The sequence below is a fragment of the Arthrobacter sp. Y3221048 genome, assembly GCF_059092685.1.
On record NZ_JBNHHX010000003.1, the window covers coordinates 308,303 to 323,878 of the forward strand.

10 protein-coding genes and 1 tRNA gene are annotated in these 15,576 nt (G+C 63.9%); 1 reads left to right on the forward strand and 10 read right to left on the reverse strand.

Annotated elements, in window-relative coordinates; genetic code table 11:
- Nucleotides 1-75: 75 nt before the first annotated feature.
- The 10 genes from AC5RVS_RS10255 to AC5RVS_RS10300 all read right to left on the reverse strand — a co-directional run bounded on the left by AC5RVS_RS10255 (nt 76) and on the right by AC5RVS_RS10300 (nt 15,124).
- The gene (locus AC5RVS_RS10255; RefSeq protein WP_494108384.1) at nt 76-1,455 is read right to left on the reverse strand and encodes an aspartate kinase; all 1,380 of its coding nucleotides are present in this window, start codon (nt 1,453-1,455) and stop codon (nt 76-78) included.
- A gap of 219 nt (nt 1,456-1,674) precedes the next feature.
- The gene (ectB, locus tag AC5RVS_RS10260; RefSeq protein ID WP_494108385.1) at nt 1,675-3,030 is read right to left on the reverse strand and encodes a diaminobutyrate--2-oxoglutarate transaminase; all 1,356 of its coding nucleotides are present in this window, start codon (nt 3,028-3,030) and stop codon (nt 1,675-1,677) included.
- Nucleotides 3,031-3,627: 597 nt separating this feature from the next.
- On the reverse strand, nt 3,628-6,330 hold the full coding sequence (locus AC5RVS_RS10265) for a helix-turn-helix transcriptional regulator (RefSeq protein WP_494108053.1): 2,703 nt from the start codon (nt 6,328-6,330) through the stop codon (nt 3,628-3,630).
- On the reverse strand, nt 6,327-8,531 hold the full coding sequence (locus AC5RVS_RS10270) for a helix-turn-helix transcriptional regulator (protein ID WP_494108054.1): 2,205 nt from the start codon (nt 8,529-8,531) through the stop codon (nt 6,327-6,329). The genes AC5RVS_RS10265 and AC5RVS_RS10270 overlap by 4 nt, the downstream gene beginning before the upstream one ends.
- A gap of 636 nt (nt 8,532-9,167) precedes the next feature.
- A complete protein-coding gene (locus AC5RVS_RS10275; protein WP_493987972.1) occupies nt 9,168-10,148 on the reverse strand; it encodes a ribose-phosphate diphosphokinase in 981 nt (326 codons plus the stop codon).
- Nucleotides 10,145-11,638 (reverse strand): bifunctional UDP-N-acetylglucosamine diphosphorylase/glucosamine-1-phosphate N-acetyltransferase GlmU, encoded by a 1,494-nt coding sequence (gene glmU / locus AC5RVS_RS10280; protein ID WP_494108055.1) that lies wholly within the window; start codon nt 11,636-11,638, stop codon nt 10,145-10,147. The genes AC5RVS_RS10275 and glmU overlap by 4 nt, the downstream gene beginning before the upstream one ends.
- Nucleotides 11,639-11,739: 101 nt before the next feature.
- Nucleotides 11,740-11,811, reverse strand: a tRNA-Gln gene (locus tag AC5RVS_RS10285).
- 110 nt (nt 11,812-11,921) lie between these two features.
- Nucleotides 11,922-13,505 carry a putative bifunctional diguanylate cyclase/phosphodiesterase gene (locus AC5RVS_RS10290; protein WP_494108056.1) on the reverse strand — a complete coding sequence of 528 codons (1,584 nt, stop codon included), beginning with the start codon at nt 13,503-13,505 and terminating at the stop codon, nt 11,922-11,924.
- Nucleotides 13,495-13,881, reverse strand: coding sequence for a SpoIIAA family protein (locus tag AC5RVS_RS10295; protein ID WP_494108057.1), 387 nt, complete (start codon nt 13,879-13,881; stop codon nt 13,495-13,497). Before AC5RVS_RS10295 ends, AC5RVS_RS10290 begins: the two co-directional genes overlap by 11 nt.
- Nucleotides 13,882-14,086: 205 nt before the next feature.
- The gene (locus tag AC5RVS_RS10300) at nt 14,087-15,124 is read right to left on the reverse strand and encodes a hypothetical protein (RefSeq protein ID WP_494108058.1); all 1,038 of its coding nucleotides are present in this window, start codon (nt 15,122-15,124) and stop codon (nt 14,087-14,089) included.
- Between the two features lie 211 nt (nt 15,125-15,335).
- Between AC5RVS_RS10300 and AC5RVS_RS10305 the strand changes: the two genes are divergently transcribed.
- Nucleotides 15,336-15,497, forward strand: a complete 162-nt coding sequence (locus AC5RVS_RS10305; protein ID WP_494108059.1) for a hypothetical protein — start codon at nt 15,336-15,338, stop codon at nt 15,495-15,497.
- The last annotated feature ends 79 nt before the right edge of the window (nt 15,498-15,576 follow it).

The window sequence follows — 15,576 nt, forward strand, 5'->3', positions numbered from 1 at the left end:
GCCCATGTCCTGTGCCGGGTCCTTGTGCCGGCCCGGCAGGGTGTCTGCGCCTGCGCCTTCCCTTTCAGCCCGACGTCAGAGAGAAGATCCTGGCCGTGTAGAGGCGACAGCCTGAACGACGAACGGAGGAAGTGTGTCTTGCGTACGGTCCCCCACGGCTTCCTTGTCCAACGGCGCGGCTTCTTTTTCCAAAGGCGTCAGGCCAAAGGCGATCTGAAGCGCGCGGACAGCATCGGCAAGCTCATCGGTGCGTGCCACAGCCGCGATGCACAGCTCCGAAATTGAGATCATTTCCGGACTGATTCCGACGTCCGAGAGCGCTTTGAAGAAAGTGCTCAAGGTAGCGGGCGAAGAGCGCATCCCGAGTCCATTGAGCAAGACCTTGCCCACTTCGTCATTGTGATAGATCGCTTCAAAACCGATGCAGCTCTGGGCTGCGTCCAAGACCGAAATGGCTGCCGGCGCCTCCGCGGATGGAAGGGTGAAGGTGATATCGGCGATTTCGGCGCCCGCATCCCGCGGATTTTGGGCGATCATCTCGATGTGCAGCCCCGATGCGGCGAGTTCCTGAAGGAGCCGCGCTGCGGTCCTCGAGCAGGTTGGGATGCCAGCGACGGTGACTTGTGCTGCAGAGTTGACGCTTGCCACGCCCGAAACCAGAGTCTGTTCGCCTGCGTGCGCATTCGAATGGGGCTGGTCGAGACTGGGCAGAATCATGGTGCCCCGCTTTTGCACGAACGAGGACCGGACATGAATGGGGACACCGAAACGACGAGCGTATTCAATGCATCGGAGGTGGAGAACCTTTGCTCCCGCGGCCGCGAACTCAAGCATTTCCTCGCTGGCGAGCACGTCAATCTTGCGGGCATTGGGTACTATCCGCGGATCCGCCGTATGGATACCGTCCACATCCGTATAGATCTCACAGACGCTTGCACCCAGTGCTGCGGCGAGCGCGACGGCGGTCAGGTCCGAACCTCCCCTTCCCAGAGTGGTGACCGTTTTCCCTTTGCGGCTTTTACCCTGGAACCCTGCCACGACGGCGATCTGACCGTTCTTCAGACAGGTGCGGATTCTGCGCGGATCGACATCGATAATGCGCGCTTTGCCATGGCAGTCGTCGGTGATGAGGCCCGCCTCGCTGCCGGTGAATGTCCGAACATCGGCCCCCATATCGGCCAACGCGATCGCCAGCAAGGCCGCCGAAACGAGTTCGCCGGTCGTCAACAGGGTGTCGAGTTCGCGGGCAGGTGGATGCGGCGAGACACTGGCCGCGAGATCCAACAACTCGTCGGTGGTGTCGCCCATGGCGGAAACCACCGCTACTACTTGATATCCAGAGGCCTGTGTCTCAGCCACCCGCTGAGCCGCGCGTCGAATGCCTGCGGCATTCGCCACCGACGAGCCACCGTACTTCTGCACTATGACGTTCGTCGATCGTCCCGCCGTGCCCATCGTTACCGGCAGTCCGCCCGGCAGCGCCCCGCCGCTCGTCGAGGCGCTGCGCGGGAGGGCGAATGAGTCCTTCGCCATCCGGACAGCAGCCCCATCCATGCGCTTGAAGTTTTTCACCCTGGTCCCCCGATCTTCGTGGACTGCGCTGCACCTCGGTGCGGTGCACTGCCCGCCACCACTCCGGCCTGCCCTGCGGCGCGCGGCCGGAGCGCTTTCCACCTATCTGCCAATGTGCTCGGCCGGCTCACTGACCGCCTGCTGCAGAACGGAAGTGGATGCTCGTGCCCCCGGAACTTCCCCGCCGCGGTTGCTTGATACTTCGTCGCGCCGCTCACCGGTAACCGACCGGACCGCCTCTGCAAGAAGGTCAAGCCCGCGGGTCATGTTTTCCGCGCTGATGGTCAGCGCCGGCATGGTTTTGACCACTTCTCCCTCCGGTCCGGAGGTTTCTACGAGCAAGCCTCGGGCGAAGGATTCGGCGGCAACCTTTCGTGCCATGGTCCGGTCCGGAAGATACAGGCCGGCCAAGAGCCCGCGGCCGCGGACACGGGCGCCTTCGGTTCCGGCCGCCATCATTGCAAGAGCTGCGTGCAACTGTGCGGCCCGAGCAGCGATGTCTTGTTCGAATCCGCGGCCGTTCCAGAAGTGCTCCAGCGCAGCGGTCCCGGTGACGAAGGCCGGGTTATGGCCGCGGAAGGTGCCGTTGTGCTCGCCAGGCTTCCAGATGTCTAGTTCGGGCTTTGACAGCATGAGGGCAAGCGGCAGTCCGAAGCCGGACAGCGATTTGGACAGGCAGACAATGTCGGGGCGGATGCCTGCTTCCTCAAAACTGAAGAACGTGCCGGTGCGCCCGCACCCGGCCTGAACATCGTCAACAATAAGAAGCACACCGTGCTGGTGGCAGAGATCGGCGAGCCGCCGCAACCACCTTCCACCGGCAGCTCTCAGCCCTCCCTCGCCCTGGACAGTCTCCACGATGACTGCGGCGGGTTTATCCATTCCGGACCCGCTGTCCTCCAACGCATGCTGCAGCCACAGAAAATCTTCCGTCGGCTGGTCAAAATAACCATCGTAAGGAATGCTGGAGGCGTTATTGAGCGGAACTCCTGCGCCTTGGCGCTTCATAGAATTGCCCGTCACCGCCAGGGCGCCGAGCGTCATCCCGTGAAATGCATTGGTGAAGCTCAGCACCTGGTGCCGGCCAGTAACCTTGCGCGACAGCTTTAGCGCCGCTTCGACGGTGTTCGTTCCGGTGGGGCCCGTGAACATGACCTTGTAGTCCAGCCCGCGCGGCGCCAGGATAAGTTCCAGGAACGTCTCTAAGAATCGCCGCTTTGCCGTCGTCTTCATATCTAGTGAATGAACGATCGAGCCGGAGCGCAAATACGCAATCAGCGGCTCCAGCAGAAGCGGATTATTGTGCCCGTAATTAAGTGCGCCTGCGCCGGAAAAGAAGTCCAGATATTCCCTGCCGTCCTCGCTATACAACTTGTCCCCGGCGGCGTAGTCGAAAACGGTATCCCACGTCCGGCAGTAACTGCGGACCTCCGACTCCAGGGATGCAAAAATGTCCATCATTTGTCTGCCTTAGCTGTCGCGGACTGCCCCCGGGGTATCTCCTCGGAGCGAGGGGAGCATGGGACTGCCGGGTGACCGGCCCGGACGACGCCGGGGTCCCCTCCTGCTGCCTCGGACGGTGCGGGGCCGTCGTATGAGTGTCCATGCGGGTGGCGGACCCTCGAGACCTTGACGAATTCTTCGATCATGACCATTCCCCAATGCGTTTAACCGGGTCCCCAATCCGTTCCACCAGACGGATTCTGCGCTCGACCAGCGTGCGCTGCGCTACTGCCGTGACACTGTGAAGCGCGTTGCTGCCCGTGGCTCAGGTGAGGCCCGTATCCCCAATGCGGTGCCGGGATGGATGCACAGCCCGCCGACGCATGTCTGCGAACTGTCCCGAAACCGATGTCGTCGAAAGCCCATGCCCCCTTGTGTTTTCCGGTGCTTTCGACACTTTCAGCCTAGGAAGCGGCTACCTTGTATGCCCCAGTAGCCGACACTCGACTTGGACCGCCAAATCGGCTGATTCCCGCCCGGCCGGCCCGACTGCCTACGTACTGCTTGCCAAGCGGTACTTGGATCCGCGCGTTCAGATACTTACTGATGGCCTCACTGATCCAGTGCTTCGGCATACTGAATCAGCTGTTTGCGGTTCTCAACCCCGAGTTTTAGATATATCCGGTAAAGGTGTCCCTCGGCCGTCCGGGGAGAGAGCGTCAAGGACTCCGCGATCTGCTTGTTGGTGGCACCCTGACGCACCAGGAAGACAATTTGTTGCTCCCGCGCGGTCAAGGCCGGTCCACCCCCACGGGCACGCTCGATCGCAGGAGTCGCAACACCCTCGAGTTGACGCAGCGCCACCCGCAATTGGTGCAGTGCACCGTTGTGCTGGCGCTGAAGCCCCTGCCGCTCGTAGATGCCCGATGCCCATGCCAGTGCCGTGGCCGCGAGTAGGTCTTTGCCTGCCCGCGTCGCCATCTCGGCTGCTGCCATCAGGTCCCCCGGATCCGATGACGCCCGGCCGGACGCGACAGCCGCCAAAGCCTGGGTTTCGGGTCCATCCAACGGGGCGCAGAGTTCCGCGAGACGGTCCGCCCCGGCACCGTCCCCGAGCAGCAACTGCTGCTCCAGGATCTCTTTCTCCGCGCTGACCCATCCTGCGGCCCTGGCTGTCGCCGCGCGGGCCTCAAGTTCTGCCTGCAGAAGGACCGGAATCGGACGTGGCTTCCCCGGCGGACCCTCGCGGCACGTTGCAGCAACCGCAGCGAAAGCAGAGGCTACAAGCAGGCGCGGGCGCCTCCCGGTGACCGCTTCGTCCTGCAAGCCCGTGCGGAAGTCTGTGGCTTGCTCGCCGTTGCACAACATCGCCGCAGCAGCTGCCGCAGCTCCGACCGCGGACGGAAGCAGCATCCCTTGATCCTCATGCCGCAGCGGCCCCAAACCCTCCGCCAACGCATGGACCGCAGTCTTCATTCGGCCCCGTCGAAAGAGAAGCAGTCCTCGTAGAGCGGGTTCGGTACCTGAAAACCAACGGTGCCGGCACGGAGCGCTCCTGCCGTAATCATCCAGAGCGCGTTCGGCTTCCTGGTAGCGGCCGGAGATCAACAAGGACTCCACATGGCGGGAGAAGACGAAAGGATAGAGGGCCCGCAGCGAGGGAGTCGCTTGGACCAACTGTAGGGCCTCTGTCCCGGCTTCCGCCGCTTGCCGGAAGTGGCCGGTTTCCGCGAAGCACAGCGCCTTGACGGTACCGGTAAGCAGCCGGGCAACAGCATCCTCAGCTCCACCGGCAGGGGCCGCCAGCTGATCAAGGGCTGCTCCGAAGTCTCCTTCCAACGTGTGGGCATAAGCCCTCAGCAACCAAGCGCCGGTTGCTGCATCCAGGCAAGCTGCCGTGGCGACCGGGGCGTCGCCCGGGGCCGTCGGGGGTTGCGCTCCCGCTGCTTCCATCCAACCGGCCGAGATCCTTTCCAGCTGAACCCGGTAGTCGGCTTCCGGCTCAACCAGGGACGCCCGGAGGAGCGCGGCGGCCGCGATAGTTCGATGGTCCGCGGTGTCCTTGACCAGGTCCAATGCCGTTTTGGCATCCGTACTGTCGCCCAGCCCCCAATGGGCGCGCGCCAGTTCCACATGGGCCGCGGCAGAGTGGCCGGTTGTGGCCGCGGCATCGGCAAGCCGCAAGGCCAGCGGATGGTCACACTCGTCATTGGCATGTCGTGCGGCGCGCAACGATTCTTCAGGTGATGGCGGCCGGCCGGCGTCGATCTGCCAGCGCGCCAGCTCCACACTGGTTCTTTCCGGCGATGGTTCCAGACGGTTCAAGACGTCCAGGAACTGGTCCAGCAGTTCCGCGCTGCGTCCTGCGGGAACCATGGACCGGATAACATCGGCGTACGCCGGGAACCGGAGCCGCACGGTAAGGTCCCCGGTATGCATGTCGGCCAACAGCCCCACCTCCTCCAACGATCGGACCACCGCGCTGTCGAAGAGAGAACCGGCCGCTGCCGCCGGCACCGGGCCAGCCAGTGCGGCGATGTCCAATACACGCCGCTGTGATGCATCCAGCCCATTGACGAGTCCCTTGAACAGATCAGTGGTGACTGGATCGAGTCCAGTGGGTTCCCGGATCATCCGCCACAATCCGTGGTGCTGCACCACAGCGCCTGTTGCAGCAGCGTGTGCGGCCAGCGCCTTTAGCAGGTGCGGATTTCCCACGGACTTGTGCTGCAGCAACTGCACAGTCCCGCCGGCTATCCTCCCTCCGAGCATCTGCTCAAGGCTGTGGCGGACTTCCGCCGTCGTCAGCGGCGGTACTTCGAAGGCTTCCAGGATCCCGTCCTGGCACAATCCAAGGAGTTCACGCGGCTGCGAGCTCCAGCTTCGACAGAGCGCCAGGATCTTGAGCGAACGCGCCATGACCAGTTGCGCCAGCAGATAACTGCTCGCGTCGTCCAGGTCATGGACATCGTCGACAATCAGCAGCAGGGGACGTGCCTCGCCGTTGGAGCCCTCGGCAAGGGAGGAGCGCACTGTCCGCAGGACTGCCAGCGGAGAGTCCAATTCCGCCGCGGTCACGCCCCTTAGATAAGGAAAGAGCGCCCCGTAGGACACGTTTGCCAGCGTTTGTTCGGCCCGTGCCCGCTGCACCCGCACCGTGTCTCCAAGGCTCCGGACTACCTCATCCGCGACGGTGGACTTCCCTATCCCGGTGTCCCCGTAAAGCACCGCGCCGCCAGTAGCATGGCCGGCCAGACATCCTGCTACGGCATCGATGAGGTTCCGGCGCCCGCCCCCGGAGCCGGGGACGTTCATGCCGTTGTGCCCGGAGATTCCGGAGCCAGCATCTCGGCCAACTCTTGACGGCTGCGGATGAGCAGCTTGGCAAACACCTGGTACAAGTGGCCTTCCACCGTTCTGGTCGAGACACCCAGTTCCTGGGCAACAGCGTGATTGCTGCGGCCCTCAGCAACAAACCGGGCTACATCCTGTTCACGCGCCGTGAGGCGCCCGCGCCATGCGGCCTCGTAGCCTGGTGCCGCCCCGTCCGTCAAGAAGGTACGAATGTTGCGCCTGACTCTGCGGAGGACATCGGCCCGCCCAGATCTGGCTGCGGCCGCCTCAGCCTGGCCGGCCGCGTCGCGGGCGAAGGCCAGGTGACCGGCGCGTTGCGCTTGCTCGGCCGCTTGGAGAAGCAGGCTGGCATTTCCGGCGGCAAGCCCCTTCGCATACGTTTCACAGACAGCGGCGAAAGGTCCCTGGCACCGGGTGGCAAGTTCCAGCATCCGCTGGTCCTCGTCAACCCCCGAAAGACGCGCCATGGCCGCCAACGCCATCAGCTCAATTGTGCCGACCGCCGCTGACCGGTCCGCAGCCGCCTGCTGCCGAAGCAGTCGCAGCGCACCATCGACGTCGCCGCTGGCCGCCCGTGCCAAGGCGCGAAAATGCCGTTCCAAGCGGCTGATGAGCCAAGGGCTTGGACCGCTGCCGGGGGGCTCTGCTCCCGCCTCACCGCCGGCTTCATGGAGCACGGCCCGGCAGTAAGCCGAGGCCGCTTCGGCGAGCGGTGCCAATCCGTCCGGGTCCGCTTCCGAGACTTGGGCGCGGGCGGAACGCAGCAGGCCCGCTGCGCGGTGCAGATCACCGGTCAAGGCCAGCACGATGCCGTCAACCAGTTCCTCCCAGGTACCGCCGGCATCACCACGGCGGCCGCACTGGCGGACACTTCCACCAGAGCCCAGCCACGAGCCGGACAGCAAGTAAGCCGCGGCCCGGTGCTGTTGGATCTCCAGGCGGAATTCCTCAGACACCGTTGCAAGGTCCGGCCGGAGTTCGTCGGCGAACGCGAGTGCGTCATCACCGCGCCCGGTGATGGCCAAGGATTCGCAGAGCAGGGCCCGGCTGAGCAGCCTCTGCCAGGTCGGGACAAAGGGATCCTCCGCACAGCGCCGAAGCAGCCCTATCGACCGATCGTACTCACCGTGGAAGACCATGGACCGGGCCGCGTCCAGCGGCGGCACCAAGCCGTGCTGGATCGGTCCTGGCTGGCTGCGGGCGCCCGTCCTCCGGTTCACCGCTAGTGGCCGGGATCGATAATGGCCGTCGGGCGACGTTGCGCGCACGGCCTCGGCCACGAGCCGGTCGGCGATGTCGGCCACTGGGAACGGACGGTAGCCGATGCCAACGATTCCGCGGTGCTGAAGCTGGTCCAGGGCCTCGCCGCGTCCGGCTGCTTGCAGATCGGACAATGAAAGACCGCCGGATGCCGCCAGCTGGCGGGCGAGATCCAGTACGTCATCGTTTAAACCGCTCAGGGTCGCACACACCGTGCTTACCGTGAGCGGTCCCAACCGGACTGGATTCCCGGTATGAACCCAAACACCGTACCGTTCCCGGAGAGCACCTGACGAAACATAGTCCCTGACCAGCAACGGAACGAACCTCGGGTTCCCGCCGGAATGCGCCTGCAGCACCCGCGCGGCTTCGCGTGAAAGCCGTCCGTCCAGCCCGGCCGCAGCCAACTCGCCAACTTCCGCCTGATCCAGCGGAGGCAGGTCGATGCGCTGCAGGCGCGGGTCGTGGCCCAGGCGCAGGAACGCCGGGGGAACCGCCGAAAAGTCCCGGGCGAGGATGATGACCCGTGCGTCTCCCCGCTGGACCAGTTGGCTGAGCAGTGTGGCGGAGTCGCCGTCGAAATGCTCCGCATTATCGATGAACAGGACGACGTCTCTCCTGCCGGCCGCCTGGCTGAGCTGTTGTGACAGTCCATCGAGAACCAGCATGGGGTGCGCCAGCTGCGAGTCATCCAACTCGGCCAGCAAGTAGGTCAGCGCGCCGTAGGAGCGGCTGCGCGCGTACGCGGTGCCCCGCAGCTGGACGACCAGAACACTCGCCCCAAGCTGTCCAGCCACATGCCGTGCCAGCAGGGTCTTCCCGTATCCGGAAGGCGCGACTACGACTGCGCCCGCGGATTCACTGTCCGTCAGCGCTTCAAGAATCGCTCCTGTGGCTTCCACCCGGCCGATCAGAACGCTGTCCGGGCCGGGCACAAGCGCATGACTGAATAAAGTTCCAGCCTTCATGGCGAGACCGTCTTTCTTTCCCCTGCCCCCAACGCCCAACCCCCATCGGACGTGAAATTAACCATAGCCAGCAAGCCGGGCCTTGTATACGAGTAGCAGGTGGGCCGGGAACGGCAGCGGCAGACGATCCACGGTGGCGAAGGCACAATCCCGGTCTCGGAGGACTGCTCCAACCTCGGGACCACTCTCGGCCTGCGCTTCAGCGGTGAGGGGGAATTCCGCTGGCGCTCGGCCGATTCTGCCATGGCCGCTCCCGGCCCACATCCCTAATGTAGGAGCCTGGAACCACGCGGGCACGGGGGGACGCTACGCGTCTTGACGTTGCGCTACCTAGACGCCGGCTGCGGGCTACCCGCTTGGACCAGCTCACAGCCAGCGGCCCCCTTGCCACTCCAGCCGCAGGGCTTCGGGCCAATGCTCATGCTCCGGCGCCGCTCCGGGCGGCGTTCCATCTCCGGACAACGGAAAACGGAGCCGGCGACGGGGCGGCCCGTTTCTTCGGGCTCCCCCGTCGCCGGCCCCGCTCGGGAACCCGTTAAGGCTGGTGGAACTTGGTTCGGAACGCCGTTGTCAGGCCTTGCCGTCGAAGAGGCTCGTGACCGAGCCGTCTTCGAAGACCTCGCGGACCGCGCGGGCGATCAGCGGAGCAATGGAGAGGACGGTCAGTTCCTTGAAGTTCTTCTCCGGCGGGATCGGCAGCGTGTTGGTGACCACCACTTCCCGGGCACCGCTCTCGGAAAGCCGGCGGGCGGCGGGATCGGAGAACACGGCGTGCGTTGCCGCGATGATGACGTCCTTGGCGCCGGCGTTCTTCAGCACCTGGACGGCGCCGGAGATGGTTCCGCCGGTATCGATCATGTCGTCGATCAGCACGCAGGTGCGTCCCTCAACCAAACCGACGACCTGCTTCGACACGGCCTGGTTGGGCGCGTTCACGTCGCGGGACTTGTGCACGAAGGCCAGCGGAGCTCCGCCCAGTCGCTCGGCCCACTGTTCGGCAACACGGACGCGGCCGGTATCCGGGGACACGACGGTCAAGTTGTCCAGGTCGACGCGTGTGCGGACGTACTCGGCCAGGAGCGGAATAGCCATGAGGTGGTCGACTGGGCCATCGAAGAAGCCCTGGATCTGCGCCGTGTGCAGGTCCACGGAGATCAGCCGGTCCGCGCCGGCCGTCTTGTACATGTCGGCCACCAGACGGGCCGAAATCGGTTCCCGGCCGCGGTGCTTCTTGTCCTGCCGGGCATACGGGTAAAACGGAGCGACCACGGTGATGCGCTTGGCGGAGGCCCGCTTCAGCGTGTCCACCATGATCAGGTGCTCCATCAGCCACTCGTTGATGGGAGCCGGGTGCGCCTGGATCACGAACACGTCAGTACCGCGCACGCTTTCCTCGAACCGGACGTAGATCTCGCCGTTTGCGAAGTCATAGGCGGACGTCGGCAGGAGGTCGATCTCCAACTCTTTGGCGATCTCCCGCGCCAGTTCCGGATGGGCGCGTCCGGAGGCCAGCACCAGCCTCTTTTCGCCCTGTGCCTTGATTCCGCTCATGAAGGATCACTTTCTGCAGTTGGGGATTGCGTGGAGGAAGTTCGGGAGGCAGCTTCTGCAGATGAGCTGCCGGGGCGGTTCTTCTGCACCCAGCCGTCAAGGTTCCGCTGCGGTGCGACGCTGACCGCAAGCGCTCCGGGCGGCACATCCTTGCGGATCACCGCGCCTGCGCCGGAGTAGGCACCGTCGCCGACGCGCACGGGAGCGACGAAGACAGTGTTCGAGCCGGTGCGCACGTTCGAGCCGATGACGGTCCGGTGCTTCTTCTCGCCGTCGTAATTGGCGGTGATGTTGCCACAGCCGATGTTGGCGTTCTCACCGATCTCGGCATCGCCGGCGTAGCCCAGATGGGACAGCTTGGCGCCCTTGCCGATGCTCACGTTCTTGGTTTCGTAGAACGCGCCGATCTTGCCCTTTTCGCCCAGGACCGTGCCGGGGCGCAGGTAGGTGAACGGGCCAACGGTGGCGCCGGGCCCGATCTCGGAATCGGTGCCGTGCGTCCTGACGACCGATGCGCCTTCGCCCACGGTCACGTTCGTCAGGGTCGTCTCCGGCCCCACCACCGCATCGGAGGAGACATGGGTGGCGCCGTGTAGTTGTGTGCCGGGCAGCAGCGTCACGTCGGTGCCGAACGTCACCGTCGAGTCGATCCAAGTGGATGACGGATCCACGATGCTGACGCCGGACCGCATGGCAGCGTCCAAGACCCGCCGGTTGTGCTCGGCGCCAAGGGCCGCCAACTGGACCCGGTCGTTGGCCCCCTCCACCTGCCAGCGGTCGGCGGTGACGACGGCGGCCACCCGACCGCCGTCGGCCCGGGCCAGCGACAGCACGTCGGTCAGGTACTTCTCACCCTGGGCGTTGTCCGTGGTGATCTTGGACAGGGCAGCGCGAAGGACACCGGCATCGAAGGCATAGATGCCGGAGTTGACCTCGCGGATCGCGCGCTGTTCTTCCGTGGCGTCCTTGTGCTCGACGATGCCCTGGACACTGCCGTCGTCGGCGCGGATGATCCGCCCGTACCCGCCGGCGTCATCGAGGACCGCGGTCAGCACGGTCACGGCATTTCCGCTGGACGCGTGCTCGGCCACGAGTTCCTTGAGCAGCGCCGTGGTCAGCAGCGGAACATCGCCGTAGGTGACCACCACAGGGCCGTCCAGTTCGGCAGGAAGCGCCTCCAGCGCCACTTCCACTGCACGCCCGGTACCGGGGATCTCGTCCTGGTCAACGATCAGTACGTCCGGATCCAGCGAAGAAATGTGCTCCGCCACCCGGTCGCGCTCGTGGCGTACGACGGCGGCGAGCACCGTGGGGGCCAGGCCGCGTGCCGCGGCGATCGCGTGGCCCACCATGGAGACGCCGCCGATCTCGTGCAAAATCTTGGGCTTTTTGGACTTCATCCGGGTGCCCGCCCCCGCGGCCAGGACGATGACCGCTGCCGGTGTTGAAGCGTTTTTGACGTTTTTTTCAGGGACGTCCTGGGGGCTCACTAAGTGGCACTCCTCGCTGCGCTGATTCCGGTGTGGCCGGTGCATTCCGGTTAACGGCATCCTACCTGCCGCACCACCGCCCGTTTACCGGCCGGTGGTCGTTCCGCCCATAGGATTCGAACCTATACTCCACGGCTCCAAAGGCCGGGGTGCTGCCATTACACCAGGGCGGACTGTGCCGCCAGGAACACTGACCCGGTGGCACAAGTGTCCATTTTGCCACGTTTGCCAACCTCGATGCGACTCGGCGGCACGGGCCGCCGACAGAGGGCATCCGTGCCGGTCACTCGGCCCCGGTCGCCAGGCTCAGTTCGTCCTCGCAAGACGGCTCGGCGGCCGCCGGCAGGCAGGCACCGCTGCGCAACAGCTTGGCGATACGGGATGCCGACACCGGCTTGCTGAAGTAGAACCCTTGGCCACCGGTACAGCCAAGATCACGCAATTGTTCGGCTTGCTCCCGCGTTTCGATGCCCTCGAAGATCGCGTCCAGCCCCGCAGCACGAATGAGCTGCAGTACGGCGCCGATGAAATCCTGCTGCGAGCCGTCGGCCGAATGCGTAGCAATGATGGACCGGTCCACCTTGACCAGATCGACCGGCAACCGGCGCAGGTAACTGATTGAGGAGTAGCCGGTTCCGAAGTCATCGATTTCAATGCCGATCCCGAGCTTCCGCAGGGCCAGCAAGGAGTAGGTTTCGACTTCGCCCCCAGTGACCAGGCCGGTCTCTGTGATTTCCAAGACCAGCGACTCGGCCGGCATTCCTGAGTCCCTCAGGACCCCGCGAACATGCTCCACCAAGTCGATGCGCTGAAGCTCGGCCACCGAGAGATTTACACGGATCTGAAACCCCGGATCCAGCGTCAGTTCGGCGGACCACTGGGCAAACTGGTGTGCGGCCGCGGACAAGGTCCACCGGCCGAGATCAACTATCAGGCCGGTTTGTTCCGCCATGGGAATGAAATCGCTCGGCATCACCCGTCCGCGCACCGGGTGATTCCACCGGACCAACGCTTCCACCCCGATTGGCAGGCCTGTGCACAGATCCACCACCGGTTGGTACTCGAGCTCGAAGCCGCCGGTCGCGATGGCTCCGCGGAGTTCGGACGCCATCTGGTTGTGCAGTTGGCGTGCCTGGAGCATGTGGGATTGGAAAATCTTGGTGCGGTTTTGAGGGTCTTTTTTCGCCTCGTACATGGCTGTGTCCGCGTCCAGCAACAGGCCCTGCGCGCTCTGTGCCGCATCTGCTACGCGCACGCCAATACTGGCCTGCGGCCAGACAGTGACTTCGTCCAGTTGGATTTCGTCATTGAGCACGCCCAGAATCCGCTGGGCCATCTGAAGCGCGAGATCCGTCGTTGCGCGCGGAAGAAGGACCGCAAACTCGTCGCCGCCCAGCCGTGCCACCGTGTCGCCGTCGCGCACGATGGACCTCAGCCTGTTCGCCACGACCGTGAGCACGCGGTCGCCGGCGTCGTGGCCATAACTGTCATTGACCTGCTTGAAGGAATCCATGTCCAGCAGGAGCAATGCCGGGGCCCGCTGGCCAGACCGGGCATCATCGAGCGCGGCGTCCATGTCCTTCGCCAAGGCCGTGCGGTTCGCCAGCCCGGTCAAAGCATCCGTCAGGGCCATCCGGCTCATGTCCCGATGGGCTTGGCGCAGCTCAGCCGTCCGTAGGTCGACGCGCTGTTCCAGTTCCATGTAGCTGAGCTGCAGCTCCTCAGCCAGGAGGTTGACGCCGGTAATGACAGCATCAATTTCGTCGCGGGCCGGCGAGGGCTGGATTCTGGTGGTCAGATCGCCCCCGGCCAGGCGGACCATTCCGTCGACCAGCAGCTGGAGCCGCGGGTCGGGATTATGCGGCATTGTCCCGTTCCAGCCACGCAAGGGCCTGTGGTTCGGAGTCAAAGTACCGGACCGGGCATTCCGAGGGTTCGGCTCCCAGCACGAAGTTAGCGATCACCCGGTCCACCGGCGACTCACCCACGAGGGCAATGGCGGAAGCGTTGGTGTGCCGCCCGAGCATCGACCGGGCCATGCGGGAGATCGATGTGACTCCCTTCATCCGCATCAAGACACGGCAAGGGTGGCCGCCGGAAAGCACGCGAAGCTGTGTTGACGTGCGGGCCGCGACTTCGTCGGTGAAGGCTGCTCCCCGGGGAAGATCGACGCTGATGATGCCGTCGCCGGCACTGATCACGTCGGCTGCAACGGCGCCGGCCGCGTCAATCACGCGCCTCATGCGGCCGCGTCGTCATTGGATACCGCTCCTGCAACCCTCTCGGGCCAGCCATGACCTAGCACGTGCATCCGCTCCCCAACGATTCGGTAGAAGCTTTCGCTCCCATCCAACAAATCCAGAACTTACTGCTTCAGAATTGCCAATTGTTCACAGCGTAAACGAACGGAGTTCTCGACACGCTCAATGACACGACGAAGAATACATATTACGAAGCTCGCGGAAACTGGGCGATTGTAGCCGCAACCTGCGCCGCCCGATCTTTGGCACCCGCTTGGCTAAAATAGGCTTGGCTGTCCTTAAGGCAACGCAGCGCATTCATGAAGTCGCCCTGCTCCCGCAAGGCCCTGCCCAGGAGAAGATTCGCTTCTCCCGCGGTCTGGTGGCCCATTGCCTCCGACTCGCTGCAGATAGCGACGAGTATCGCCACGGCTTGATCCAATTCCTGGTTTAGGACGTGCCAGTTGGCGCGGTTCAAGCGGTTCTTAAACCGGTCGCTGCCATCCTCACCGATAATCGACGCGGCCAACTCAGCGCGCTCCATGCAATGCTCTGTTTCTGCGTCTGCCACACCTGCCGACAATCGCATTGATGCAGAAGCGCGATTGAACCAAGCCCACAGAGCCAGATCATTCAACGGCGACAGGTACTCAGCTGCGAGCTTGTGGTATTTAATCCCGTCCTCGGCCTCATGCCGCAGGAAGGCCACATTACCGATGACCCAGTAGCCCTTACCTGTAGCCTGTGAATCGATGCCTGACCCCAAGATTCCGACAAGCTTCATGCACTCCTGCCAGGCCTGCTCCAATTCGTCGCTCTCCGCAAGGGAAGCGATCAAGGCCAGAAAGGAACCTATTCTCAGGTTCTCACCTACATCTATGTCCGAGGAAATGTGAACCGCGTTGGCCCCGAACTGAACAGCTCGGTCTAGCTCGCCCGCTGCTTGACAAACATCCGACAGCAGGGTGAGCACACGGCATTCGAGTTCTCGCGACCCCAGCGTGATGGGATGATTTCGGAGAACTTCTGCCGTATTAATGCAAGATCGTATGTCACCCATGCCGCGCTGGCATTCGGCTTGGAACAAGGTCATCTGCCACCATGCCGTTTCATCACCCGCCTGTTTCGCACGACACGCGGCCTGGAGTGCAAGCTCCAGCCCGTGCAGAAAGTCCCTTCGGCCGAAAGCCTCCCGCGCGCGCAGCTCGATTAGGAAACTATCTCCGGACGGATCAGCTGGAGCCATGGTGCCTATCCTCCTCCATGCATCGAAGTTTATTCAGACAGGCGAGTGGTCCCATCTGCATCATCCTATTAGGCCGCGCGCGCTATCTGGGGAACCGGTCAAATGTGTCGTTTAACCGGTAGTTTGAACGCCCACCTGTCTGTACACTGAACAGTGTCACCACCACTGCATCGATTTGCGAGTCTATGCATAAACAAAGAGGGAGCACCAGATGAAAAAGTTCTCGGCATCAGTACTCATTGCTGCAGTTCTAGCCATTACCGGCGCGACGGCTGCGTCAGCAGCAGAAACAGCCATTCTGCCGGTCACCACAGTCAAGTCGGCACCGGTTTCTGGCGGCTTTTCGATTCAGACCGGCAACTGGCCGCACTAAGTAAGTAATAGAGCGGGATTCCGCTCGCCGGCTGAGGCCGTGGCATGCATCTTCGGAGGCGCGCCACGGCCTTTGTGGT

Coding starts and splice junctions, on each gene's coding strand:
- AC5RVS_RS10255 (WP_494108384.1), bottom strand. CDS start 1,455: ATGGGCACGGCGGGACGATCGACGAACGTCATAGTGCAGAAGTACGGT.
- ectB (WP_494108385.1), bottom strand. CDS start 3,030: ATGGACATTTTTGCATCCCTGGAGTCGGAGGTCCGCAGTTACTGCCGG.
- AC5RVS_RS10265 (WP_494108053.1), bottom strand. CDS start 6,330: ATGAACGTCCCCGGCTCCGGGGGCGGGCGCCGGAACCTCATCGATGCC.
- AC5RVS_RS10275 (WP_493987972.1), bottom strand. CDS start 10,148: ATGAGCGGAATCAAGGCACAGGGCGAAAAGAGGCTGGTGCTGGCCTCC.
- AC5RVS_RS10290 (WP_494108056.1), bottom strand. CDS start 13,505: ATGCCGCATAATCCCGACCCGCGGCTCCAGCTGCTGGTCGACGGAATG.
- AC5RVS_RS10295 (WP_494108057.1), bottom strand. CDS start 13,881: ATGAGGCGCGTGATTGACGCGGCCGGCGCCGTTGCAGCCGACGTGATC.
- AC5RVS_RS10300 (WP_494108058.1), bottom strand. CDS start 15,124: ATGGCTCCAGCTGATCCGTCCGGAGATAGTTTCCTAATCGAGCTGCGC.
- AC5RVS_RS10305 (WP_494108059.1), top strand. CDS start 15,336: ATGAAAAAGTTCTCGGCATCAGTACTCATTGCTGCAGTTCTAGCCATT.